Genomic DNA, 23,498 nt, shown 5'->3' with positions numbered 1-23,498 from the left:
TGCGCACCTCCAGCTCCTCGACCGCGCGCCGTCGTCGACGCCGCCCGCCGGCGCGACCTGCCCCTGGCCGAGGCCGCCGGCTTCTCCTCCGTCCCCGGTCAGGGCGTGTCCGCCGAGGTCGGCGGGCGCACGGTGGCCGTCGGCTCCCCGTCCCGGCTGCCGGCGGCCGATGACGCGCAGGTCCCAGCCGTCGTACGGGAACTGGAGGAGGCCGGGCGCACCGCGGTGGTGGTGCTGCGGGACCGGGTCCCGGTGGGGGTGCTGGGGATAGGCGACCGGATACGCGCGGACGCCGCCGCCACCGTCGCCGCGCTGACCCGGCTGACGGGCCGTACCCCCGTGCTGCTCACCGGCGACAACGAGCGCGCCGCCCGCCGCCTGGCCGCCGAGGCCGGCATCGCCGACGTACGCGCCGGGCTGCTGCCGCAGGACAAGGCCGCCGCGGTGCGCGACCTCGAACGGCAGGGCAGGCGGGTGCTGGTGGTCGGGGACGGTGTCAACGACGCCCCCGCGCTGGCCGCGGCGCACTCCGGCATCGCGATGGGCGGGGCCGGCTCCGACCTCGCCCTGGAGACCGCCGACGCCGTCGTCGTACGCGACGAACTCGCCGCCATCCCCGCGGTGGTGGCGCTGTCGCGCACCGCGCACCGGCTGGTGATCCAGAACCTGGTGGTCGCCGGGGTGTTCATCACCGGCCTGGTGGCCTGGGACCTGATCGGCACGCTGCCGCTGCCGCTCGGCGTCGCCGGACACGAGGGCTCCACGATCATCGTCGGCCTCAACGGGCTGCGCCTGCTGCGCGACCGGGCGTGGCAAGGGAGGTGACGCCGGCCCGCTCCCCGCAGGGCCGGGCGGACGGTGCCGGGGCACGGGCAGCGCCCGGCGCCCCGCCCGCGGACGGGCTTCCCGAGGCTGTCAGCTCACCCTGAAGCGGCGGGATCGCTCGCCCTCCTGGACATGATGGGCGCGGCGGCGTGTCCGTACCCGTGATCGGGCGACACCGGACCACGTCGCCAAGGAGGCCACCGGTAGCCCGCGGGAGCGGACGCGCCGCGCATGCCCGTCCGGCGCCGCCGCGCCCGCTGCCGCCCCTACCATCACCGCCATGTCGTTCATCCAGTACGTCACCATCGAGGCGGCCGACCCCGACGCCGCCAGACGGTTCTACGCAGCCGTCCTCGACACCGAGGACCGCGTGCGCGTGGCGGAGTCGGCGGAGCCGACCACCGGCTTCCGCGGCTTCACGATGTCGCTCGTCGTCGCCCGGCCGGCCGACGCCGACGCGACCGTCGACTCCTCGGTCGCCGCCGGCGCGACGGTCCTGAAGCCGTCGAAGAAGTCCCTGTGGGGCTACGGCGGTGTGGTCCAGGCCCCCGACGGCACGGTGTGGACGGTGGCGTCCCAGTCGAAGAAGGACACCGGCCCGGCCACCGGCGCCGTCGAGGGGATCGTGCTCCAGCTGGCGGTCGCGGACGTGGCGGCGAGCAAGGAGTTCTACGCCGGCCGCGGCTTCGCGGTGACGAAGAGCTACGGCCGCAAGTACGTCGAGTTCGCCGACCCGGCCGGCCCGGTCGCGTTCTCCCTCTACAAGCGCGCCGACCTCGCCAAGGTCGCGGGCGTACCCCCCGAGGGCACCGGCTCCCACCGCCTGCGGATCGCCGCGGACACCGCCCCGTTCACCGACCCGGACGGCTTCGAGTGGGAGGCACCCGAGTAGCGCCGGGGTCACCCGCAGACCCCTTCGGCCGTCGAACCTCCGCCGCTGCGGCGGCAGACGGCGCGGGCCGCGGCGTCCGGGGCGATGTCGAACCTCTGCGGGGGCGTGTGTGCGCCGGTCGCGTAGAGGCTGCTGCCGTCCTGGGAGAAGGCGAGGCCCTGGAGCGTGTCTCCCGCGGTGGGAAGCGGCTGTCCGATGGGTCGATGGGTGTCGGTGTCCCAGAGCTGGAGTGTGCCATCGGACAGGCCGACGGCGAGGATGCCGCCGTCCGGGGCGAAGGCCAGGGCCGAGGTGTGCGCGGCGGCGTCGGCGTCCTCCGGGGTGAGCACGCCGAGGCGTCGGGTGACGTCCCCGGTCCACAGCGCGGTTCTGCCGGACGGGTCGCCGGCGGCGAGGAGTGCGCCGTCGCGGCTGAATGCGTGGGCCGTGTTGCGGCCGGGGTCCAGGGCGCCGGGTGCGGGGTTTCCGGCGGGCAGGGTGACGACCTGCCCGGCGGTGGTGACGAAGAGGAGGCCGTCGGGGCGGACGACCAGCGGTCCGTTGACTCCGGGGAGGGTTCGCAGCGGCTTCCTCCGGGATACGTCCCAGATCTGCGTGGCACCGCCCTCGGGGATCTCCGAGAGGATCAGGGTGTCGTCGTCCGGCCCGAACGCCAGGCCCGTCTCTTCGTACTTGGTGTCGTCCGCCTTGAGGTCGGGTGTGGCGGTCACACGCCGGGCCGGGACGTCCCACAGGGACACGTGCAGGGGGCGCGCGGCCCCGAAGGTGCTTTCGCCGACGCCGTAGGCGAGGGTGTCGCCGTCGGAGCTGAAGGCCAGGAGCACCTCGCAGCGGACGGGGACGTACGGCGCGGTCGTCCGGCAGGGGAGTGCCGGCAGGCGGGTGCTCTTGCCGGTGCGGACGTCCGTGAGCACGAAGCGTGCCACGCTGTCTTTCTTGTCGATCCGCGCGGTGACCAGATTCCGTGCGTCGGAGCTGAAGAGCGCACTGGCGGTGGCGCCATGCCATTCGTCCGTCAGGGCCCGGTCGAGATCCAGGGTGTGCACGGCGGTCCCCCATTGGCCCGCCGGTCCCGCGAGATACCGGATCCGGCCTTCCCCGGGCAGGATTCTGAGGTCGCTGACCGCTTCGCCGGGCATGGAGTGGCGTAGGACGGGGGCGTCGGGCTGCTCCCGGCGCCACAGCAGGATCTCGGCTCCGTCGAAGGCGGCGACGTGGCTTCCGTCCTCGCTCAACCCGATGGTCTCCACGTCGTCGTGGGGGAATACGGCCACTTGCTCTCCCGAAGAGATCCGCCATTGCCGGATCTCCTTGTCCGTCACGACGACGAGGCGGCGGCTGTCGGGAGTGAAGTACACCTGCCGGTCCAGGCACTGCCGTTGCGTCATTTCGGGCGTCCAGGCGGCCGGGAGTCTCCGTTGCTCCGGCACGTCCCAGATCTCCAGTGGACGCCCCGGGGTGCACACTGCGAGGAAGCGGTCGTCGGTGCTGACCGAGACGACGGGCAGCGACTTGTTCCGGCGGCCCTGCACGTTCGCCCCGTTCAGCAGGATCTGGCGACCGGACATGTCCCATACGCCGTCCGAGTCCTCGGGCCTGGACGGTGTCCGCAGGTCGAGCAGCACACGCCGGGTCCCGGTGTCGTGGAGCCGGATCCGGTAGCCGGCTCCGCCGGGCTCGTGGTGGTACGTGACCATGCTGCGGCCGCTGGGACCCATCTCCGCACCGTCGTTCGCCGGCCACGCGGCGGCGCCCTCCTCGCCCGTGGCCAGGTCCAGCACCGAGACGCGCTGCTCGTCGGTGCCGGGTGCGGCGAACAGGGGCAGCCATCCGGTGTCGGCGGCGACCGCTCCCGCCCGGTCGAGCCTCGTTCCCGGGCCGGGCCGCGCATCGGTCTTGCGCTCGGAGGCCACGTCCCACCGGGCGGCCTCCTCCCGGCCGACGCTGACCAGCGTCCGGCCGTCGAGGCTCAGATGGCGCATGGTCCCGGCGCCGCCTGCGGGGTCGGTGAAGACGTCCTGCTCCGGCTGCGCCATGGCGGACAGCAGGGCGGAACGGGTCTCGGGCAGTTCGGCGGTGTTCCAGGCGGCCAGGCTCAGGGCCATGGCGGTCCGGGGGTCGGAGGTGCGCAGGCTGTCGGCGACGCCGGCGAGCCGCCGGGCTTCGGCCTCCCGGTCCCGGCGCTCCGCGGCCTCGTTCTGCTGCCAGGCCACCAGGGCACCGACGAGGCTGAGGACCACCAGCACCGACAACGCGGCGGTGCGGGTACGGAGGCCCCGGCGGGCGCGCCGGCGGGCGGCGAGGCTGGCGTGCAGGAACTGCCGCTCCGGCCCGGTGAGGTCGTCGGGCCGGTCGGCTGCGAAGTACTGGGCGGCGGTCGCCAGCCGGGTGCCCCGGTAGAGGGCGCCGGCGTCGCGGCCGAGGGTCTCCCAGGTGTGGGCGGCGTCGGTGAGCAGGCGTTGGGCGCGTAGCCGGTCGCGGTCCTCGTCGACCCAGTCGCGCAGCCGGGGCCAGGCGGAGAGGACGGCTTCGTGGGCGAGGTTGACGGTGTCGCCGTCGAGGGTGATCAGGCGGGCGCGGGTGAGGTGGTCGAGGACGGCGGCGCCCGCGGCGCTCTCGCCCGTGCCGGGCGCGGTGAGTTCCGTACGGGCGGCCGGGCGGCGGGTGTCGGGCGTGCCCTGACCGGGTGCGACGAGTCGCAGCAGGATCCGGCGGGCCGTCTCGGTCTGGTCGGTGGTCAGGCGCCGGCAGACGCGCTCCGCGGTGTGGGCGATCGCGCCGTGCAGGCCGCCGGCCTCGTCGTACGCGGCCTCGGTGAGGACCCTGCCCCTGCGGCGGCGCCAGGTCTCCAGCAGCGCGTGCGACAGCAGCGGCAGGGCCCCGGGTTCGTCGGCGACCTCGCGTAAGAGCCGGGCGGTCAGCGCGCGTTCGACCACCAGGCCGCCGAGCGCCGCGGGTTTCACGATCGCCTCGCGCACCTCGTCGGGCCGCATCGGACCGACCAGGACCGTGGCCGCCCGGGCGGCCGCGGCCAGGTCTCGGTGGTGGGTGAGGTAGCCGTAGAAGTCGGCGCGCACCGCGACCACGACCCGGATGCCGCGCCCCGCCCCGGCCGCGGCGCACAGCAGGTCGAGGAAGCGGGTGCGCTCGGCCCGGTCGGTGCACAGCGTGAAGACCTCCTCGAACTGGTCCACCACGATCAGCGTGCCCTCGGGGGCCGCCTCCGCGTCGAGAACGCCGGCGTGGGTGCGCGCCGGATGCTCCCCGGGGGTGAGGATGCGGATCACCGCCGGCCGCGCCGCGCCGGGGCCGGCCTGTCGCAGCCGCGGGATCAGCCCGGCGCGCAGCAGCGAGGACTTCCCGCTGCCGGAGGGCCCGGTCACCACCGTCAGCCCCTCGCGGCCCACGCGCGCCCGCAGTTCTGCCACGAGCCGGTCCCGGCCGAAGAACCGCTCGTGATCACCGGCCTCGAAGCGGGCCAGTCCGAGGTAGGGGGCTCCCGCCCGGTCCGCGCGGGCGTGCTCCTCCTCGGCGGCGCCGGCGGCTGCCCGCTTCCAGGTCTGCTCCCACCGTGCCCGGTCCCCGCCGCAGGCAGCGACGTAGGCGCGGACGACCTCCAGCGACGGCAGCCGCTCGCCGGCGGCGGCCTGCGCCAGCGTCGAGGCGGAGTAGTGGGCCTTTCGCGCCATATCCCGGTAGGTGATCCCGCCGGCTTCCGCACGCAGCTTCCGCAATTCGTACGCGAAGCGCGCGGTCGGCCCCGCAGCCGGATCCAGCGGCCGTTCACGACGCCCCATGGGCTTCCCCCTCTTAGCGGATTCCCCCGGGGGACGCTACGGAGACGTCGCCCCGGCCGACTAGTCGAATGTCCGCCAACTGCCCGTCCGCGATTGTCCGGAGTGGTGGAAAGGGAGTGCCGGACAATCATCCGGCCGCCGAAACTCATGTCAGTGCACAACGATACGGACGTCGGCCGGCGCGATCCGGCCTGGGATGAGATCGGCAATAGCCGGCCGGGGGGAAACGGTGACCACTTCCTTGCAGGAGGCGTACGCCTCGCTTCAGGAACCGGCGGCCCACGTGTACCGGCAACTGGCACTGCTCGCCGTCGTCGACGTGGACGCGGAACTGGTCGCCACCGCCTGCGTCCTGCCCGTACCGGTGGCGGGCGAGGTGCTGACGGACCTGGCCGCCGCAGGGCTCCTTGAGGAGCACGGCACGCTGCCCGCCCGCGGCACCGTGTACGCGTTGCACGAGGAGGTCCGCGTACACGCCCGGGACCACCTCCGGCACCAGGACACCGAGATCGGGGGCGCCCAGACGCTGCGCCGGGTGGTGGACTGGCTCCTGGCCACCACCACCGCCGCCGAACGCCGGCTCACGCCCGCACGCCGCTCCCTGGAACGCGACTACCGCTACCCGCCCGCCCGCGAACCGGCCTTCACCGACGACGCCGCGGCCCTGGTCTGGCTGGACGCCCAGCACCCCAACCTCATCGCCGCGATCCGCGCCGCCCACGCCGCCGGCCTGCACCGCAGTACCTGGCAGCTGGTGCACGCCATGTGGCCGTGGTTCAAGGCATGCCAGGACCACACCCTGTGGTTCGAGGCCCACCGGCTGGCCTACGACTCCGCCCGGTGCGCCGGACACGCCCTGGCCCAGCGGGAGATCCTCACCGCCTGGGGCGTCGGTCTGCGTGACGCCCGCCTGCACCGGCAGGCCGTCGACGCCTTCACCCGCGTCCACGCCGCCGCCGACGCCGCCGGGGACGACCGCGGCGTCGCCCGCGCCCTGCACGAACTCGGCTCGACCTACCTGCACGCGGACCGTCCCCGCGAGGCAGAGGCCCACCTTCGCCAGGCGCGGTGGCTGCGCCAGGACCACGGGGACGCCCACGGCGTAGCGCTGACGGAGATACGCCTGGGCAGGGTGGCCCTGGCCCTCGACCGGAGCGCCGAGGCCCTCACGTACCTCAGCGCCGCCCGCGCCACCCTGCTCGCCCACGACCACCGGATCGAGGCCGCCTGGGCCATGGCCTGGCTCGGCCGCGCCCAGGCATGTGACGGCGACTACCCCACCGCCGAGCGCAACCTGCTCCAGTCCCACGACGAATTCACCGCCGCCTGTTCGCCCCGCGGAATGGCCCGCACGCTGGAAATGCTCGGCGAAACCGCGGAAGAACAGCTCCGCCTGGAGCACGCCGCCCTTTTCTACACCCGGGCCCGGGACCTCTACCGCAGGCTCGGCGAGTTCGACGCCGACCGGCTCGGCAACCGGATACACGGTCTCTCCGTATCACCGGCGAACCACCAGGACGATGGGCGACCGGGATATACGTGCTGAGCTCGGAGAGCAGGGTGCGGGCCGTGTCTGCGCGTCCCAGCGGTTCCAGGACAGGTCGAGGTCCGTACGGCGCACACTCCACGCCGCGTCGGCGTTGCGCTTCATGAAGTCGTCGTAGTCGCCCCACAGGTTGTTCTCGCGGACGAACTCGCCCATGCCGCGGGCGAACTCGGACTGCCAGGTGCCCTCCCGGTCGTAGACCCGGTTGAAGGCGTACCGGGTCTGGTCCAGGCAGCTCTGGTCGCCGGTGATCCTGTGGCCGCGTACGAAGGCGAGACCGGCCCCGAGCCGGTCGTCGTTGTACTCGTTCCAGGCCCGGTCGTACAGCCCGCCCCCGCCCTGATTCTGCTGGAGGAAGGTGTCGAGGAGGCGGGCGGTCAGATCACGCGTTTCCGTGCGCGGGGCGCTGTCGTGCACGTCCTGGACGGCCTGGATGTCCAGCGCCTGCCGCCAGAAGCAGTCCTTTTCCGTCTTGTCCAGCGACTCCTTGTAGTACCGCTGATCGCCGTTGGGGACGAGGAAGGCTCTGTTCAGGGCGGCAAAGGCGGCGTCGAGGCACTTGCTGTTCACGCACCCGACCCGCCGCCGTCGGCGGCGGCGTTGAGGACGTCGAGCGCGCTGTGCTGGCACTGGTGGCTGGTCTGGTTGACCGGCCCGCTCCAGTCGGAGCCGTAGAAGCCCTGGTCGTTGCGGGCGTTGTCGTATGCGGCGGTGGCCTGCCGGTCCAGGTAGGCGCTGTACGGGCGGTCGTCGAGTGCCTGGTCGAGGTCGCCCAGCCCGCGGGTGTAGGCGCCCTTGAACGAGGCGCCGTCGCTGTTGCAGGGGGTGTTGTCGCCGCCGGGTTCGTGCAGGATGCCGTCGGTGTGCAGGCCCGGGGAGGTGGTGGAGGCGTCGGCAAGGGTGCGTGCGGTGTCCAGCAGGCTGTCGTCGCCGGTGGCGCGGTGCAGTTCGGCCAGGCCGCCGAGGACGATGCCCTGGTTGTAGGTGTAGGTGGGCTGGCCGTTGTTGGTGCAGTCGTCACCGAGTCCGTCGTTGATCATGTTGTCCTGGTTGATCATTCCGCTGTTCTGGAGCCACTCCCACTCCTTCTGGGCCTCCCCGAGGTAGAAGGTGTCGCCTTCGATGCGGTTGTGCAGGGCGGCGTTGAGCTGGAGGTACAGCTCGTTGGTGACGGCGTTCTTGTACGGGTCGTCCGTCTTCCACTGCACTCCGCCGCCGCACCGGTCGGTCCAGTAGTCGGCCATGTGGGCGGCGTCGGCGCGGGCGGTGTCGAGGTAGCGGGTGTCACCGGTGAGGTCGTACGCCTTGACCCACGCCAGGCCCCACCAACCGGTGTCGTCCAGGTACTCGTTGGTGAAGTCGCCGTCGTGCGCGTCGATGTTCTTGTCGTAGGTCTGGGCGATGGCGTACACGTGGTCCTGGACGCCGCCGTCGGCGATGTTGTCGATGATCGCGGTGAGGGCGTTGGCCCCCGTCCACCAGCCGTTGTTCTCGAACAGGCCGCTCTCGTCGTCGTACATGGACATCAGCGCCGTCGCCGCGGCGTCACTCCGCTCGTCCGCGGCGTTCACGCCCGGCACCGGCACCGGTGCCGGTGCCGCGGCCCGGCCGGCGCCGTCGTCCTCGTCGGCCGCCGCCGTCAGCGGGACGGCACACAGCAGCAGGCCGGCGGCGACAGCCGCTGCCGCCTTCTTCTTCATCGGGGGGAAGACCATGTTCTCTCTCCAGCCGCAGTCGCACTGCGGTCGCTCGGGAACAAGTGGGTCGCGCTCGGGGGACGGCCCGGACTGTCGGTGGCGCTGGTGCCGGTGGGTATCCACCGACGTGTCCGGGGCGCCTCTTCCTACTGGGGCAGGGTCCGTTGCTGGTCGGTGCCGGTGTGGCAGGTCCGCAGGACGGCTTGGCTGCCGTCGTGTCAGGTGGTGCCCGAGGACTCGCGGCTGACCGCGACACCGTCCCCGTCCGGGTCGGCCTCCGGCAGGACGTAGCGGTACGCGACGCCGTCGTCGGCGACCCGGACCACCAGGTCCATCCGGGCGCCGTTCGCGCCCTCGAAGGCGAAGCGGGACTCCTGCATCGCGACGGTGCGCTCGCGCTGCTTGCCCGCCACCGCGGTGTAGCTCTCGGACACCGGGGAGTCGGTACGTTCCAGCAGCCGCAGGCCGGAGGTGAGATCGGCGTCGTCCGCGACGACGCCGAGCGGCGACGGCTCCAGCACCGTGGCGTCACCACGGTGCACGGACAGCGAGAGCGTCCCGGCTCCGCCGTCCAGCGCGACATCCGCCGTCAGCGCCGCCTGCGCGGCCGGGCCGGGCAGGGAGACCGTCCAGGTCTCGGTGTCACCGCCCCACGCCGGCGGTCCACGGTGAGTGCCCCGGTCGCAAGTGCGGCCGAGAGCACGGCCGTTACGGTTCTGTGCCGAACTGATCTCTTGGACATCGAGTTCTCCCGCGGCACATTCTTTTGGAGTGGTCCATAACGTTGTCAGGAGGGCGCAAGCCGGTGACGGGAAGCTGGGCTGCGTCCCGCCACCGGCGGCCCGCAGGACGGTCCGACACCCGTCCCGCGTCTGTGTCAGCCTCCGGAGCCGGCGACGGGCGCCCCGCCGCCGGCACGGGTGATCAACCGGAATGGTCGATTCGGTACAGACCCGACTCGTCGTTCGGCGGGTCGTACCCGCCGCCCCACTCCAGGACGTACAGCGACCCGTCGGGGCCGAACTCCATGTCGATCGGCGCGAGGAACTCCGTTGCCGGCATGAACTCGGTCACCTCCGACACACCGCCCGCCCCGTCGAGGGTGAGCGAGTAGACGGCGTTGCGCGCCCACTCGTAGAAGAACGGCTTGCCGTCGTAGGACTCGGGGAACTTGGTGTCCGACTGCAGGTCGGGGTCGAAGTCGTAGAAGGGGCCGCCCATGGGGGCGAGTCCGCCGCCGGCGGGGATGGCGTCGGGCACGGACGACGTCTGCGAGCCGTAGTACATCTCCGGCTGCTGCACCGGCGGCAGGTCGGTCAGGCCGGTGTTGCGGATCGAGTCGTTGACCGGCCGGTCGCAGTCGAAGTTCCCGCCCACGCTCACCGGGTCCGTGGTGTAGTCGACGTCGCGGTACGGAACGTTCGCGCCGATGCACAGCGGCCAGCCGTAGTTCCCCGGCTCCTTGAGTACGTTCCACTCGACGATCCCGGCCGGGCCCCGGGTGTCCGGCGCGTCCTGGCCCGCGTCCGGGGCGTAGTCCGCCAGGCCGATCCAGCCCGTGGCCGGGTCGACGGTGAACCGGAACGGGTTGCGGAAACCCATCGCGTAGATCTCGGGCCGCGTCTTGTCGCCGGTGTCCTGCGCCTCGTCGAACAGGTTGCCCGCGGGGACGGCGTAGCCGCCGTCCGGCCGCGGAGTGATGCGCAGCAGCTTGCCGCGCAGGTCGTTGGTGTTCGCCGCGGTCGCGCGGGCGTCGTGGAACGTGCCCTCCCGCTCGGACAGCGGGGCGTAGCCGCCGGACGGCTCCGAGTGCGGGTTGACGTCGTCGCCGACGCCGATCAGCAGGTTGCCGTCCAGGTCGAAGTCGATGTTGCCGCCGGTGTGGCCGGGCTCGTCGGGCAGCCTGCGGGCCGGGATCTCGATGACCACCTGCTCGCTGCCGGGGTCGATGGCCGAGCCGTCGCCGACGGTGAAGCGCGAGACCCGGCTCGTGAAGTTCTCCGGGTCGGTGTCGTCGTCGCTGGCCGGCGAATAGTAGACGTACAGGTGCCCGCTCTCGGCGAAGTCCGGCGCGAGGGCGATCCCGAGCAGCCCGTCCTCGCCGTCCGCGTACACGTCCAGCTGCACCGCGGTGCCCGTGGTCTGCGCGGCGGGATCGTAGACCCGGATCTCACCGGTCAGCAGCTCGGTGTAGAACACCCGCCCGTCCGGGGCGACGTCCATCGCGAACGGCGCCCGGGTGTCCTGGTCCAGCGCGACCTTGTTGAACTCCTCCTGGGCGGCGGGGGCCTCGCCGCAGTCGCCCTCGACCTGGCCGGAGGCGTACTGCACACCGCCGACGATGTGCTGGACCAGGTCCGGCTCCTGGTAGTGGGCGCCGAAGTGGCCCATCGCGGTCACCCAGGCCCGGCCGCCGTCGTACGGCTTGCACCACGAGATGGGGTGGTCCTCGCCCATGGCGTTGCCGCCCGGGTCGTACGTCGACTCGTCCACCGTCGCCAGCACGTGCGCGCCGCCGCGGACGTTGGTGTCGAAGTTGTACCACTCGTCGGGGCGGACCCACTCCGGCGACAGGTGCGCGGTGGACGGGTGCTCGGAGTCCTCCACGTGCACCGTCGCCTCCTGCCCCACGGGCGGGGCGGTGTCGGCGTGGCCGGGCATCTGCGCACCGATCAGGTCGTCCCACCACTGGTAACCGCCGCGCATGTCTGCGGCGTTGTGGATGGCCGCGATCCCGCCGCCGGCCTGCTGGTACGCCTCCAGTGCCGCCTTCTCGCCCTGCCCTGTCCACGGGTCGCCCGAGGTCTGGAACATCACCAGCGCGTCGAACCGCGCCAGGTCCTCGGGGTTGAAGATCGCGGAGTCCTCGGTGTGCTCCGAGGTGATCCCGGCCTCTGCGAAGGCCGACTCCAGTACCGGCACACCTTGCTCGATCGCCTCGCCGTGCCGGAACGCGGCCGTCTCGGTGAAGATCAGTACGTGCCGTTCCTCCGGCTGTGCCGTTGCCGTCCCGGGCGTGGCGGCGAGTTGTGTGACCGCGAGCGCGGTCGCGAGTGCCACGGTCACCACGGCGGGTGAGCGCCCCCTGAGCGGGCGCAGTCCTAACTTCATGTTCCGGAACCTCCTGGACCGACGAACTACCAGTGGTTGACGTCCGTACGGCGTGTCGGCGCCGGGCGGTGATGGTCGGACAGGGCTGAGCGGTGTCAGCCGTGCATCACCTACTCGGGCAGTGGGGGGTGAGGGGGGTATGGCGGGCCCAAGCGCCACGGGTCGGAAGCTAAAGGCACTTCTGACGGCCGTCAAGCAGAAGTGAGTACTTCGTTGCCGGGTATTTTCCACTCACGGGACCAAGTACCGGCGACCAGCGGGAACGCCAACTCCTGCCCGGAGATCAGGAGTTGATCAGGTCGTCGACCCGCTCGGCCGACAGCGCGTGCTCCAGGACCATGACGGCCGCACCGATGACACCGGCCCGCTCCCCGGTGCGGGCGTGGGCGATCTGGAGGTGCTGGGTGGCGAGCGGCAGCGAGCGCTGGTACACGATCTCCCGTACCCCGGCGATCAGGTGCTCACCGGCCCCCGCGAGCGTCCCGCCGACGACCACGACCGACGGGTTGAGCAGGCTGACGGCGGCGGCCAGGCCCTGACCGATCTCGCGCCCCGCCTGCCGGAGCAGATCGACCGCCTCCCGCGATCCGCCCGTCGCCAGACGCACCACGTCCCTGCTGGACGCCGCCTCGACACCGAGCGCGCGCAGCCGGGCGGCGACGGCCGCACCGCCGGCGACCGCCTCCAGACAGCCGGTGTTGCCGCAGCGGCACACGGTCTCCGCCGCGCCGGACACCCGGATGTGCCCGAAGTCGCCCGCCGCGCCCTGGGCGCCGCGGTGCAGCCGGCCGTTGCTGATGAGACCGCAGCCGATCCCGGTGGCGACCTTGACGAACACGAGGTTGTCGACGTCGCTCCACCGCGCGAAGTACTCGCCGAGCGCCATGACGTTGACGTCGTTGTCGGCCATCGCCGGCACACCCAGCCGCCCGTACAGGAAGTCCCGGACCTCGAAGCCGTCCCACCCGGGCATGATCGGCGGGCTGACCGGCCGGCCCGTCGCGTACTCGACCGGTCCCGGCAGGCCCACACCGATGCCCAGGACATCCCGGGGCCGGCGGCCGACCTCGCCGAGCAGCTTGGCGGATGAATCGGCGACCCAGCCCAGCACGGCCTCGGGCCCCAGCGCGATGTCGAGGTCCCGACGGGTCTCGGCCAGCACGGTGCCGGACAGGTCGGTGACGGCCAGCAGCGCGTGGGTGGCCCCGATGTCGGCGGCGAGCGCCACCCGGGCGAGCGGGTTGAACGCGAACCGGACCGGGGGCCTTCCCCCGGTGGAGACCCCGCCGCCCACCTCGCTGATGAGCCCCCCGGCGATCAGCGCGTCGATGCGCTGGGCGACCGTCGAGCGGGCGAGGCCGGTGAGCGCGGCCAACTCCGCCCGGGTACGCGGCCGCCCGTCCCGCAGAAGCGCAAGCACCGAACCGGCGCTGGGCGGCCCGGACGACGGCACCCGCCCGGCGCGGAGTGCTCGGTCGACCACAGGTCGGATGTCTTCCGGCATACGGCCAGTGAAGCACGGGCGGGGCAACCTTCGGCCGGTGCGGCGGTGCGCGGTCGGAACCCACACGGGGCGCTGGACCCGGGGTACCGGGGGGCGCGAAGCGGTCAGCGCACGACGAACTCCCGCCCCGCGCCGCCTGGCCGGAGGCGCGGACGCGAAAGCACCAGAAGGCACCGATACCCGGGTCGCCGCGCCCGCCCATGCCGAGTCGCAGATGCCGCCCACCGCCCGCGTACGCCAAGGGCGTTGCGGTATGCGACGAGCAGCCCGGTCCCGGTCCCGGAGGCCGCGGAGAGCACCCGGATGGCGCGGTCTCCCTCGACCGGCTCGCCGTTCTCGTGGTCTGACGGTCGGGAACACGCCCCCGACAGGTGTGCCGCCTTCAGGTTCTGCCCTGCGGCGTGATGCGGCGGCGAGTTCGGCCTCGTCGAAGTAGGTGATCCACTCGGGCTCTTCGCCGCTGTTCCGGCTCTCAAGAGCCTTGGTGGCTTCCGGGCGAGGGCACGTGCCTCCATTGCGTGGAACTGAGCCACCGGTGTCGGTGTCGCGACGCGGGAGATTCCCACGCGTGCGGCACGGGCGAGCGTCGCGGCCTCTATCCAGTCGCCGAGAACGTCACTGGTGGCTCGTCGCGGACAGGATGCTCCCGGCAAGCCCGCGGTCGTCCTCGTCCCGAGCCAGTCGTAAGGGCTGCAAGAAGTACCGCTGCGCAAGCCCGTGATGGCAGGCGCCACGGTGGAGAACAGGCCCACTTGCACGCTGTCCGACCCCGGGCGGTCAGCCCGCCACAGCATGCCGACTGCGCGGAAGGCGTCCTCCGGGGTCGGTGGGTAGTGCGTGGTTCAGCCCGAGTTCCGCCGCGCTCACGCCGAGCGCTTCGCATACCAGCGGGCGTCCTGCGGAAGCGTGTCCCCGCGGCCGGCGGCAATCCGTCGCATGTCGCGTTCCAACCGCGCTTGCCTCCAGCCGCGGCGCTGGCGCGCAGCACGGAGCAGATGGCCGAAGGGCTGGTCGGTGCTCGTTCTCGATCGTCTCCCTGCTCGTGCCGAGGCTGAAGGACGTCCCCGCTCCGCCGGAGTCGAGGGCGACACCGCGATGACGCGCTCCCGGAGGGGTCGTCAGCTCAGGGCTATCCGGATCACGCCGCTGGATGCCCAACCGAAGCGGGTCGAGGTAGAGATGATGACGAAGCGCGGAATGCCCTGGCTGTCAGCAACTGCCGACCATCCGGTGGGCTGCCGCTTGGTGTGGACCGCGGCCCCGCGCCACCCGTATGCCCTGCCCGCCGGCCGGTACTTCGACGTAGTCGTGATCGAAGAGCGCATAGGCATGGAGACCTACGAACAGCTCGACCGATGCGCGATGCCGCTCACCCCCGTAATGGTCGACTGGGCGTCCCACCAGACGGGCTTCTTCCTGCCGTCGCGCTCGTTCAGGCACGAGACGACCGAGACTCCGAAGTACCGCTACCTCAGCAAGGGCGCCACGGTGGTCGTCCCGGCCCCGATGCCGCTGTCCGGCGACCACTACGCCTGGCTACGCGCACCCATGCGCCGCCCGTAAGTGACGATTGACGTGCGATCAGGACCCGCGCGGGGCGACACCCACGGGGCCTGTACCCGGGCCGCAAGGCGTTGCCAGACCGGAAGGTGCTGTGCGGGATCCTCTATGTGCTGCACACCGGCATCCAATCGGGAGGTACTCCCATTGGATGCCGGTGTGCGACCGCGTCGACCCGTGCGTGGCGTTCCTCGGCTTCTCCTCCGGCGTCTTGACGATGACCCGCTCGACATCCGCATCGGTGATCTTCCGCGGCACGTCGGGCCTCGGCTCGTCAGACAGGCCGTCCGGGCCGCGTTCGAGGAAACGCCTGCGCCAGGTGCGAACCGTGTCCGGTGAGACCCGCAGCCGGCGCGACACCTCCATGATCGAGTCCCCATCCGGGCATTCCAGCACGATCCTCGATCGCTGGGCCGGCGCCCGGGCCGTCGTACGGCGACGCACCCAGCCCTCCAGCACCACCCGCTGAACATCAGTCACCGACAACGGCGGAATCTTCGGACCCGGACGACTCATACCCAACCAATGACAAATCCCCGACTCAGGTCGCTAGAAATCGCTTGTTGAACGCGCCGGATCCGAGAGCCGTACGGGGTGCGGGACGCACGCGACACAAGGCGTGGGTCTCGTGCTTCGTCTATTCGACACAAGGAGATGCTGTATGCGTACGCATGCACGTATGGCCAAGGCTCTCGGGGCGGCGCTGGCGACGGCGGGCTTGCTGCTGGCCGGGGCCCCGGCGGCGGATGCCGCCGACACCACCGCGCCGAAGCCGCCGCCGATCGACCTGCTCGACGCGACCGTGGCGGGATGTCAGGCGCCCTGCGCGCCGGATGAGTCCGGCGTGGTCAGCCTGAAGTTCGAACGCCCGGTCCGTCCGGACAGCATTCCGGCCGGCGCGTTCAAGCACATCCGGATCGAGGCCGACGGTGTGGGCGTCCACTACTGGTCGTGGAACGACACGGGCGACCCCTGGGTGTACAACGTCCGGGTCTGCGCGAGGGAGGACTTCAGCTCCAGCGGCTGCTCGTACCAGTACCAGCTGGACAAGGTCCGAGGCGCAGAGAAGTTCACCGTCCGGATCAGCTACATGTACAACTGCAGCGACGACCCGATCAGCCCGACGTGTGAAAGCTCGCAGATGTCCGACCCGAGCAACGCCCTGGTGCCGCGGCAGCTGTAGCCGCCATCCGTCAACCTGGATTGACATCCGTCTGCTGTCAATCCAGGTTGACACCATGGGCGACGCAACCGAGCTCGCCGAGCGCGCCGGCGGCGCCGACCCCCGCGAGGAGCTGCGCGCCGTCGCCGCGTTGCCGCCACCAACGGCGAGCTCGACCGGACCGTCCCCCGGCACCGCACGGCGGAGGCCGCCCCCTCCGACATCGCCCTCCTGCTGTATACCTCGGGATCGACGTCCCCACCGCGCGGCGTCGTCTACTGTCGGCTGCCCTTCTCGTTCGACTGGGGCCTCTACCAGATCCTGCTCACCGCTCTGGCCGGATGCGAGCTCGCGGTGACGGGGTGGCAGAGCGAGCTGACCGCGTTTCGTTTCGCCGTCGAGTACGGGGCGACGGTGATGCCGCTGATCACGCCGGTCGCCCAGACCCTCGTGCGCCTGGGCGAACGAGGCGGTCCCGGCACCAGGCTGCGACTGGTCACCAACACCGGGGCGGTGCTCACCCGAAGCGTCGCGGACGGCCTGCGCCGGGTCTTCCCCGGCGTCCGCCTGGTCCCCATGTACGGCATGACCGAGTGCAAGCGGATCAGCATCGCCCGCCCGGACGCCGACCTGGAGCTTCCGGGAACGGTCGGCACCGCGCTCGACGCCACCCGTGCAGAGGTGCTCGGCGAGGACGGAAAGCCGGTGCCCGCCGGCGAAACCGGACAGATTGTCGTGCGCGGGCCCCATCTGATGGACGGCTACTGGCGGGATCCGAAGGGTCCGGGCGCCGCATCCGAGTCACGGACGCACCGGTCTTCTCTGTCGCTGGGAATCCGGGTGCCATGCGCCGCGCTGCTAAGAATCAACGAGGTGAGCCAGGACGGTAACGGTCTCCGTCCACGCGGCACAGTTGCTCAGCGTTCATCGTCGCCCACGTCGGGTGTCGGGGATAGTGAATTACGTTGGCCTCCCGATGGGCCGGACGACGTTCGCGCACTTCGGGCTGCCGGCGTACTGGTCGGGACGTGCGGCAGGCAGAGGGGCCTGTCGCTCTGGGGTCTGCCGGTGGGGCCCGTGTCGGATGCAGTTCGCTCCGCGGGATTCACCTTCGGGGCGGCTGGTTCCCTGTCGTTCGACATGACCCCGCCCTCTGATCGCCCGGCGATCCGTCGGGTCCACGACAGACGTCACCCGGCGGGTGCGCTGAAGTCCTCGTCCGCGGCGCGTGGGGCGGGCACGGTTTCGTTTCCCTGGCTCTGCCAACTGCTCAGCAGCCGCAGGCGCTCCGCGTCCGGTGAGCCCGCCGGGGCGGTATAGGCGGTGAGGAACTGCTCGGGGTCGTCGGGCAGGTGCAGGGTCTCGAAGTTCAGCGTGAGTCGTCCGACGACAGGGTGGTCGATGCGCTTGTAGCCGTGGGACTTGCTCTTGACGGTGTGCGACGCCCAGTGCTTGCGGAACTCCTCGCTCCGCAGCGACAACTCGCCCACCAGCGCCGCCAGCTTCGGGTCATCGGGGTTTCGCCCGGCGTCGACGCGCAGATGGCCGACTGTGTCCCGTGCCACGAACTCCCGGTCCGGGTAGAGACGGACGACATCCTCGTCCAGCAGGACGAGACGGGCGACGTTGCGGCGCTGCGGTGGCAGCGCGCCGAAGTCGGTGATGAGCGCGCAGGCAAGCCGGTTCCAGGCCAGGATGTCCATGCGCCGGCCGAAGACGAACGCGGGGGTGCTGTCGCCCATGGCATGCAGCATCTGGAGCAGGCCGGGCCGTACGTGCTGGGCCCGTGGGCGGCGCGGCGGTGTGGCCGGTTGGCGGGCGATGCGGTGGAGGTGGGCGCGTTCGTCGGCGTCGAGACGCAGGACGTCGGCCACGGCGTCGAGCACGTCGGCGGAGACGTTCGGGGTGCGTCCCTGTTCGAGGCGTACGTAGTACTCGGCGCTGATCCCCGCCAGGAAGGCCAGTTCCTCGCGGCGAAGCCCGGGCACTCGCCGCAGCCCTCCGCCCGGGGCGAGGCCGACATCCTCCGGGCGCAGCCGGGCGCGGCGGGAGGAAAGGAACTCTCGAAGGTCCGTGCGCCGAGTCATCAGCTCATCATCGCCGAACAACCCGGCGCCCGGGTGGTCCTGGCGGTCCCCTGGAACAGCGGGGTGCTGGAGCGCACGGCGCGCCCGGTCACGATGACCGGACAACGCCCCGAGCACGACGAACGAGAAGGAGTCGTCATGGGACACCAGCCCATGTCCCGGCGGGCCCTGCTGACCGCCACCGCCATCACCGCCGCAACAGCGGCCACCGCCGCACGGAACAGGCCGGCGACCGCCGCTCCGCGCCTCGCCGGGCTGCCCGAGACCTACGTGGTCCCTGGAGACCGGGCCTTCCCCACCGGTCACGCCTACGACCCGCGCACCCGCCACATCTACGTCGGCAGCGCCGAGGACGGCACGCTCTTCCGCGGCCACCTCACCGTGCCCACCCTGCGCCCGTGGTCGCCCCACGGCGCCGATGGACGCGCCGTCACCTCCGGCATGACCGTCGATGCCGCCGGCCGCCTCCTCGTCGGCGGTGCGGACAGCGGCACGCTGCACGTGTACGACCCGGCGGATGCCACCCTGCTCGCCCTCCTGCACGGCGTCGAGGGCGGCTTCCTGAACGAGATCGCCGCGGCGCCCGACGGCACCTCCTACGCCACCGACTCCTTCCGGCCGATGATCTACCAGCTCAGCCGCACGGGCAGTTCGTGGCGGCTGGAGCGCTGGCTGGACGTCTCCACCACCCCCATCGACTGGGTCGACGGCCGGCACAACCTCAACGGCATCATCTGCATCGACCGCCACCTGCTCACCGTCAACAGCGCCACCGGCCAACTCTGGCGCATCGACCGGGCCACCCGGCAATCGCACGAGGTCGACCTCGGCGGCGAACTGCTGCCCAACGGCGACGGACTGGCCTTCCGCGACGGCCACCTCTACGTCGTCCAGGGCAACCTCCACGATTCCCCCCGGACTCACCCCGCAGGTCACCGTCATCCGGCTCTCCCCCGATCTGGCAAGCGGCCGTCTCGCGGGTGCGCTCGTCCCGCCCGGCGGGTTCCTCCACCCCAGCTCGATCACCCTCCCCGGTGACCGGGCCCTGGTCGTCAACAGCCAGTACAACCGCTGGAGCGCCGGACTCCCGCCGGAGTCGCTCCCCTTCACCCTCTCGACCGTGCCACTGGCCTCGGCACGACCGCCGGAGTGAAGCCCGCCCATCCCACCGAGTCCGCCGCGGCCACGGAGCGAGCCGTCCCCTTGAGGGCGCTGTTCACGGACTCGACGAGCCGGCTGACGTACGGACTTCAGCAACGGCTCACCCGGCCGGGACTTCCCCCGCTTGCATGACCGCCGCGGCAGCGTGACACCCAGCCTGACCGGGCAGGGCTCGTGGTCGGGCCCCGCAACCGGGGCCCGCCGTATGCGCACGGGGTTCCCCATGCCGACGCACCGCCTTCGGCCGCGCCGCCGTGAGGCCGTCCTCCGGAGCCGCTCGCCCGGGCGACGGCCGCGAGGGACGGCGGCAGCCGCAAACGGGCCTGAACTCCCGGTGGCTTCCGGTAACTTCACCCCCAGGACATTCGCGGTGCCCACAGCGCATGGCCAGGACCACGACCAAGGGACGTACCGGGGATTCGCCACACATGGATGCGCGGCACTGCTTCGCGGACCGGTACGAGCTGCTGAGGCCCCTGGGACGCGGTGGGATGGCCGAGGTCCACCTGGGGCGCGACACACGGCTGGGGCGCACGGTGGCGGTCAAGACGCTGCTGCCGGAGCTCGCCCGGGACCCGGTCTCCCAGGCCCGGTTCCGTCTTCAAAGGGGCGCGATTTTCTACCCACCGCCCATCCTTCGTTCTCCGAAGCGGCAGCGATGTCCGTCACGGCTTCGTCACGGGACGCGGTGACGTAGGCGAGCTGCCAGCGTGTTGAGCGAGGTTCGGCGTCGTCCCCGCTCCCGCTGTCGCAGCCGATCACGATCAGCAGCACGACTGCCGCCGCTATATGGCGCAGCAGACCCGCACCCTGCCTACGGACCCACCCGCCAGAAGGTCACACCACCGACCCCGTTCGATTTCTGATCTGGTCAGACGCTCACCGAGGCTTAGAAACAGGTACTTACCGACGGGTGCACCCATGGGGGCATCCCACAGCCTTACGCTACCGCCGCGGCACGCCGTCGCCAGCAGCCGGCCGCCTGGGGAGAACGCCACGGACCTGGTCCCCTGCCTGTGCTCGATGAGGGGGACACCTGCGGGCTCACCGGTCGCCACGACCCACAGCCGCACCCACTGACCGTCGTTCGCGGTGGCAAGGAAGCGCCCGTCGGGCGAGAACGCCACGGATTGCGCGCCGCGGCTCTGCTCGCCGCAGAAGACGCGGGGCGCAGTCTTCTCCGCCGCGGCAGCGCGAGCGTCGGCGAATGCCGGGGCAGGCCAGGCGGGGGCAACAGCGCGCGCCGGGACCGGCGGATCGAGGTGCTCAGGGGCGGCAGGCCCGCGGGCCGCAGGCGACTGCGTCGTGCGCAGAAACTCCAGGTCGCGCCGGCGCGTACGCCAGACCTACAGGCGCGGGTCGTCCCGTCCGAGCGGATGCGGGCGGCCCTCGGGGTCGTGGGCCGGCAGCGTCCGCACCAGTGCCATCAGGAAGTCGAGGCGCGGTAGCCGCTTGCCGTTCAGCGCCTCGCTGACTGCCGCGGCCGATAGGGGCCGGTGCCGGGGAGCGCGCCGGGCGATCTCCCGCAAAGGCAGGTTGCCGCACTCGATCCGCAGCGCCTTCAGGTCGGCGGCGAAGCCGGCCAGCCGCCGCCCGAAGTCCTCCCCCGATAAAGCGGCGCTGCCCTGTACGGCGCCGCGATCGACCACCCGTCACCTCCTGGCGTATGCCGAACAGGATAGGGAAGAGCCGGGTGCACCAGCGCTGTTCGGCGGCGTTCGGCGGTGTTCGGTGCAGCTCGGTTCGGTACGGGCTCGTTCGCGGCATGACGTCGCCGGCGGCCGGGTGGGCTGTGCTGGAGGCATGACCTTCCTTCTGCCTCCGATCGGCTCGCTCCAGCGTGTGCTGCTTGTCGCAATCCTCGCCCCAGCCCTGTTCGTCGCCCTCGCCGTGGCCTTCCCCGCCCTCGCGGTGTTGCCGTTCCTGAACGACGGCACAGACCGCGCAGTCCGGCTGCTGCGAGCGCACAACGCATATCTCCGCGCGCTGCTGACCACGCGTCGCCCACGCGGTGAAGCCAACAGCCGCGCCCCAGACGGCCCAGTGGCCAGCGGCACGCCGACGCCTTCGTAGCGATCGTCTCCGGGCAATGTACGCGACCGTGCCCGTACGCCTGTCCCTGGAACAGAGCGTCCTGTATCGCTCGTACCGTTTCGACCCCGACGAGGCGCAGTAGGAGCCTCGTGGCCCCGGTGGGGAGATCGTCGGCGGGCCGGTGGAACAGCCACGTCAGGGCGGTGTCGGCGAAGCCGATCGTCGCCAGCGCGGACGTCGCGCCCTCGTCGACCGGCCGCTCCAGCACGGGGCCCAGAAGCCGGCCAGGGCGGCCGCGTCGGCGCAGTCGAAGGAGTACATGCCGACCCGCATGCTGCCGGGGCTCATGTCGGGTACCTCTTTCCTCGGTTCTCGCAGTCACCGGGGGCCGACAGGTCCGCCCGGCGGAGTTCATCGCCGGACTCCCTGTCCCGACATGAACATGTTGCCTTCCATTCAGGTGTTTTTCGCGGACCGCGGCGGAACACAGATCCGGCTGCGGGCCGGTGCGGCAAAAGGCTGCGTACCGTTGCCCCGAAAAGGAGTTCGAGGGAAGGAGTCGCATCAATGGCAACCGCCGACGGCCGGAAGAAAAAGCCCCTTCGTTTTGATGTGATCGTCATCGGGGGCGGGCTTCTCGGCCTGTCCGCCGCCTACAACTGCGCCCGGGAGGGGAAGCGGGTCGCGGTGATCGAACGCTCCAACTTCTACAACCAGTCCGGCAGTTCCGGAGACCTCATCCGGATGTTCCGCACGATGTACACGGAGTACGAACTGCAAGTCCTGGCGTACCAGGCAAAAGACCTCTGGCAGGAACTGGAGGAGGAGTACGGGCAGGACATCGGCAAGAGCGTGGAACTCCTCCGGCTGACCGGGCAGGCGAACTTCGGCGACGAACACTACGGCACCGCGGCTCAGGGTGATCTAAAAAAGCCGAGGGAGAATCTCAAGAAGGGCAATAAGCAGGTCACAGACGTGTCGATGAAGCAGGTCGAGAAGAAATACAACCTCAAGAACCTGCGGAACCTCGTTCCGGGCGACCGGTGGATCGGGTACGAGAACGACGACTGCGGTGTCATCAACGTGCCGGAGACGCTGCGCGCGCTGCGGCGGCTCGCCGACGGCAGGCACGGCTCGCTCTTCCTCGACAACGCCGAGGTGTACGAGGTGCACACGCCGAAGAGGAAGAGCGACCCCGCGGTGCGGGTGAAGGTCCGCGGGTCCGGGGTGCCCAAGGGCGGCCAGGAGCTGACGGCCGACAAGTGCATCATCACCTGTGGCGTGTGGACCAACGACATTCTGAAGCATCTCGGCCTCGAACTCGACTACGAGGTCTGGGAGATGGTCTACGAGTACTTCGCGACCGACCCCGACACGGTCCCGCCGGAGCAGTTCCCGAAGATGTGGGTCCAGTTCGCCACGGAGGACGAGGAGACCGGCCGGTCCAATCTGTTCTACGGCTTTCCCTCGGTGCCGTGGGGCCCGGACAACATGGTCAAGCTGGGCTGGGAGGACGCCACCATGAACCGGCTGACACTCAAGGAACTCAAACAACGCCGCGCAGAAGGTCTTGGCCAGGTGGCGACCACGGTCGACGTCGGCTACGCGTCACGCTTCGTCAAGGAGCACTGCGTGGGGATCGATCCGCAGCCCGCCTTCTCCGGGGTCTGCCTGCACGCCGCCTTCGACGACTACATGAGCGTCCTCGGCCGCCTCCCGCGTACGGCGGCGGGTGAGGATCCCGACACGGCCGGCAAGCGCGCGTGGCGTGATCACTACGTGGTGTGCGCGGGGGGCTGGGCTGCCAAGTTCACGCCTTCCTTCGGCCGGATGATGTGGGAACTCGCCTTCGATGGGAAAGCGCAAGTCCACCCGAAGCTCCTGGACATCACGCGGACCCGCAGGACGGGTAAGAGAAAGGGGCAGGCATACCTGAACAAACTGGAATAGACGTTCCGGCGTGGGTCGCGGGCCGGTGGTGTCGGCAGGTACACCGTCGGCCGGGCGGGCAGGGCCATGGTGGGGCGTCCTGGCCGTTCCTAGCGTTGTCGGCATGGAAGACATGGGTGACAACGGAGAACAGCTCGGCACCAGGCCCGCGGACGGTACGGACACCTCCGGC

General features: G+C 71.3%; 18 protein-coding genes and 2 pseudogenes. 10 read left to right on the top strand and 10 right to left on the bottom strand.

Annotated elements, in window-relative coordinates; genetic code table 11:
* Both H5J30_RS02675 and H5J30_RS02670 read left to right on the top strand, forming a co-directional pair.
* On the top strand, nt 1-825 hold an 825-nt coding region (locus H5J30_RS02675), incomplete at its 5' end, for an HAD-IC family P-type ATPase (protein ID WP_181785517.1).
* 280 nt (nt 826-1,105) lie between these two features.
* The gene (locus H5J30_RS02670) at nt 1,106-1,717 is read left to right on the top strand and encodes a VOC family protein (RefSeq protein WP_181785516.1); all 612 of its coding nucleotides are present in this window, start codon (nt 1,106-1,108) and stop codon (nt 1,715-1,717) included.
* An 8-nt stretch (nt 1,718-1,725) separates the two neighbouring features.
* Here H5J30_RS02670 and H5J30_RS02665 read toward each other — a convergent pair whose 3' ends face one another.
* Entirely contained in the window at nt 1,726-5,514 is a 3,789-nt protein-coding gene (locus H5J30_RS02665; protein ID WP_181785515.1) for an nSTAND1 domain-containing NTPase, read from the bottom strand.
* 229 nt (nt 5,515-5,743) lie between these two features.
* Between H5J30_RS02665 and H5J30_RS37380 the strand changes: the two genes are divergently transcribed.
* Entirely contained in the window at nt 5,744-7,060 is a 1,317-nt protein-coding gene (locus H5J30_RS37380) for a tetratricopeptide repeat protein (RefSeq protein WP_181785514.1), read from the top strand.
* Here H5J30_RS37380 and H5J30_RS02655 read toward each other — a convergent pair.
* The 5 genes from H5J30_RS02655 to H5J30_RS02635 form a co-directional block, all read right to left on the bottom strand.
* Complete coding sequence (locus tag H5J30_RS02655) at nt 7,013-7,630, bottom strand: hypothetical protein (protein WP_181785513.1); 618 nt, start codon at nt 7,628-7,630, stop codon at nt 7,013-7,015. The genes H5J30_RS37380 and H5J30_RS02655 overlap by 48 nt on opposite strands.
* Nucleotides 7,627-8,775: a glycoside hydrolase family 76 protein gene (locus H5J30_RS02650; RefSeq protein ID WP_181785512.1), complete on the bottom strand. Its 1,149-nt coding sequence runs from the start codon at nt 8,773-8,775 to the stop codon at nt 7,627-7,629. The genes H5J30_RS02655 and H5J30_RS02650 overlap by 4 nt, the downstream gene beginning before the upstream one ends.
* A gap of 200 nt (nt 8,776-8,975) precedes the next feature.
* On the bottom strand, nt 8,976-9,350 hold the full coding sequence (locus tag H5J30_RS36330; RefSeq protein ID WP_258563048.1) for a glycoside hydrolase family 97 N-terminal domain-containing protein: 375 nt from the start codon (nt 9,348-9,350) through the stop codon (nt 8,976-8,978).
* Between the two features lie 331 nt (nt 9,351-9,681).
* Entirely contained in the window at nt 9,682-11,868 is a 2,187-nt protein-coding gene (locus H5J30_RS02640) for a ThuA domain-containing protein (protein WP_181785511.1), read from the bottom strand.
* Between the two features lie 283 nt (nt 11,869-12,151).
* The gene (locus H5J30_RS02635; protein ID WP_374100939.1) at nt 12,152-13,288 is read right to left on the bottom strand and encodes an ROK family transcriptional regulator; all 1,137 of its coding nucleotides are present in this window, start codon (nt 13,286-13,288) and stop codon (nt 12,152-12,154) included.
* A 1,266-nt stretch (nt 13,289-14,554) separates the two neighbouring features.
* Here H5J30_RS02635 and H5J30_RS02630 point away from each other — a divergent pair.
* Complete coding sequence (locus H5J30_RS02630; RefSeq protein WP_181785509.1) at nt 14,555-14,935, top strand: hypothetical protein; 381 nt, start codon at nt 14,555-14,557, stop codon at nt 14,933-14,935.
* Nucleotides 14,936-15,169: 234 nt separating this feature from the next.
* Here H5J30_RS02630 and H5J30_RS36320 read toward each other — a convergent pair.
* Nucleotides 15,170-15,298, bottom strand: a pseudogene (locus tag H5J30_RS36320) (helix-turn-helix domain-containing protein); the annotation flags it as partial.
* On the opposite strand from H5J30_RS36320, the gene H5J30_RS36315 reads away from it, so the two are divergent.
* The 3 genes and pseudogenes from H5J30_RS36315 to H5J30_RS37635 all read left to right on the top strand — a co-directional run.
* Nucleotides 15,261-15,401, top strand: a complete 141-nt coding sequence (locus H5J30_RS36315) for a hypothetical protein (RefSeq protein WP_258563050.1) — start codon at nt 15,261-15,263, stop codon at nt 15,399-15,401. The pseudogene H5J30_RS36320 and the gene H5J30_RS36315 sit on opposite strands and share 38 nt — an antisense overlap.
* 210 nt (nt 15,402-15,611) lie before the next feature.
* Nucleotides 15,612-16,115 (top strand): hypothetical protein, encoded by a 504-nt coding sequence (locus tag H5J30_RS02620; protein ID WP_258563046.1) that lies wholly within the window; start codon nt 15,612-15,614, stop codon nt 16,113-16,115.
* Nucleotides 16,116-16,316: 201 nt separating this feature from the next.
* Nucleotides 16,317-16,850, top strand: a pseudogene (locus H5J30_RS37635) (AMP-binding protein); the annotation flags it as partial.
* A 434-nt stretch (nt 16,851-17,284) separates the two neighbouring features.
* Here H5J30_RS37635 and H5J30_RS02615 read toward each other — a convergent pair.
* On the bottom strand, nt 17,285-18,181 hold the full coding sequence (locus H5J30_RS02615; protein WP_181785507.1) for a helix-turn-helix domain-containing protein: 897 nt from the start codon (nt 18,179-18,181) through the stop codon (nt 17,285-17,287).
* 138 nt (nt 18,182-18,319) lie between these two features.
* Here H5J30_RS02615 and H5J30_RS02610 point away from each other — a divergent pair, with 138 nt between their 5' ends.
* Nucleotides 18,320-19,219 carry an SMP-30/gluconolactonase/LRE family protein gene (locus H5J30_RS02610; protein ID WP_181785506.1) on the top strand — a complete coding sequence of 300 codons (900 nt, stop codon included), beginning with the start codon at nt 18,320-18,322 and terminating at the stop codon, nt 19,217-19,219.
* A gap of 908 nt (nt 19,220-20,127) precedes the next feature.
* Here H5J30_RS02610 and H5J30_RS36310 read toward each other — a convergent pair.
* Both H5J30_RS36310 and H5J30_RS02600 read right to left on the bottom strand, forming a co-directional pair.
* Nucleotides 20,128-20,469, bottom strand: coding sequence for a WD40 repeat domain-containing protein (locus tag H5J30_RS36310; RefSeq protein WP_374100938.1), 342 nt, complete (start codon nt 20,467-20,469; stop codon nt 20,128-20,130).
* A gap of 219 nt (nt 20,470-20,688) precedes the next feature.
* Nucleotides 20,689-20,991: a helix-turn-helix transcriptional regulator gene (locus tag H5J30_RS02600; protein ID WP_181785505.1), complete on the bottom strand. Its 303-nt coding sequence runs from the start codon at nt 20,989-20,991 to the stop codon at nt 20,689-20,691.
* A gap of 154 nt (nt 20,992-21,145) precedes the next feature.
* Here H5J30_RS02600 and H5J30_RS02595 point away from each other — a divergent pair, with 154 nt between their 5' ends.
* On the top strand, nt 21,146-21,415 hold the full coding sequence (locus tag H5J30_RS02595) for a dTMP kinase (RefSeq protein WP_181785504.1): 270 nt from the start codon (nt 21,146-21,148) through the stop codon (nt 21,413-21,415).
* Between the two features lie 528 nt (nt 21,416-21,943).
* A complete protein-coding gene (locus tag H5J30_RS02590; protein WP_181785503.1) occupies nt 21,944-23,326 on the top strand; it encodes an FAD-dependent oxidoreductase in 1,383 nt (460 codons plus the stop codon).
* Nucleotides 23,327-23,498: the final 172 nt, after the last annotated feature.

Source organism: Streptomyces phytophilus (assembly GCF_013870535.1).
Lineage (GTDB): Bacteria > Actinomycetota > Actinomycetes > Streptomycetales > Streptomycetaceae > Streptomyces > Streptomyces phytophilus.
The sequence above is the reverse complement of the archived record's forward strand: the minus strand, read 5'-3'. Positions and strand labels throughout refer to the sequence as shown.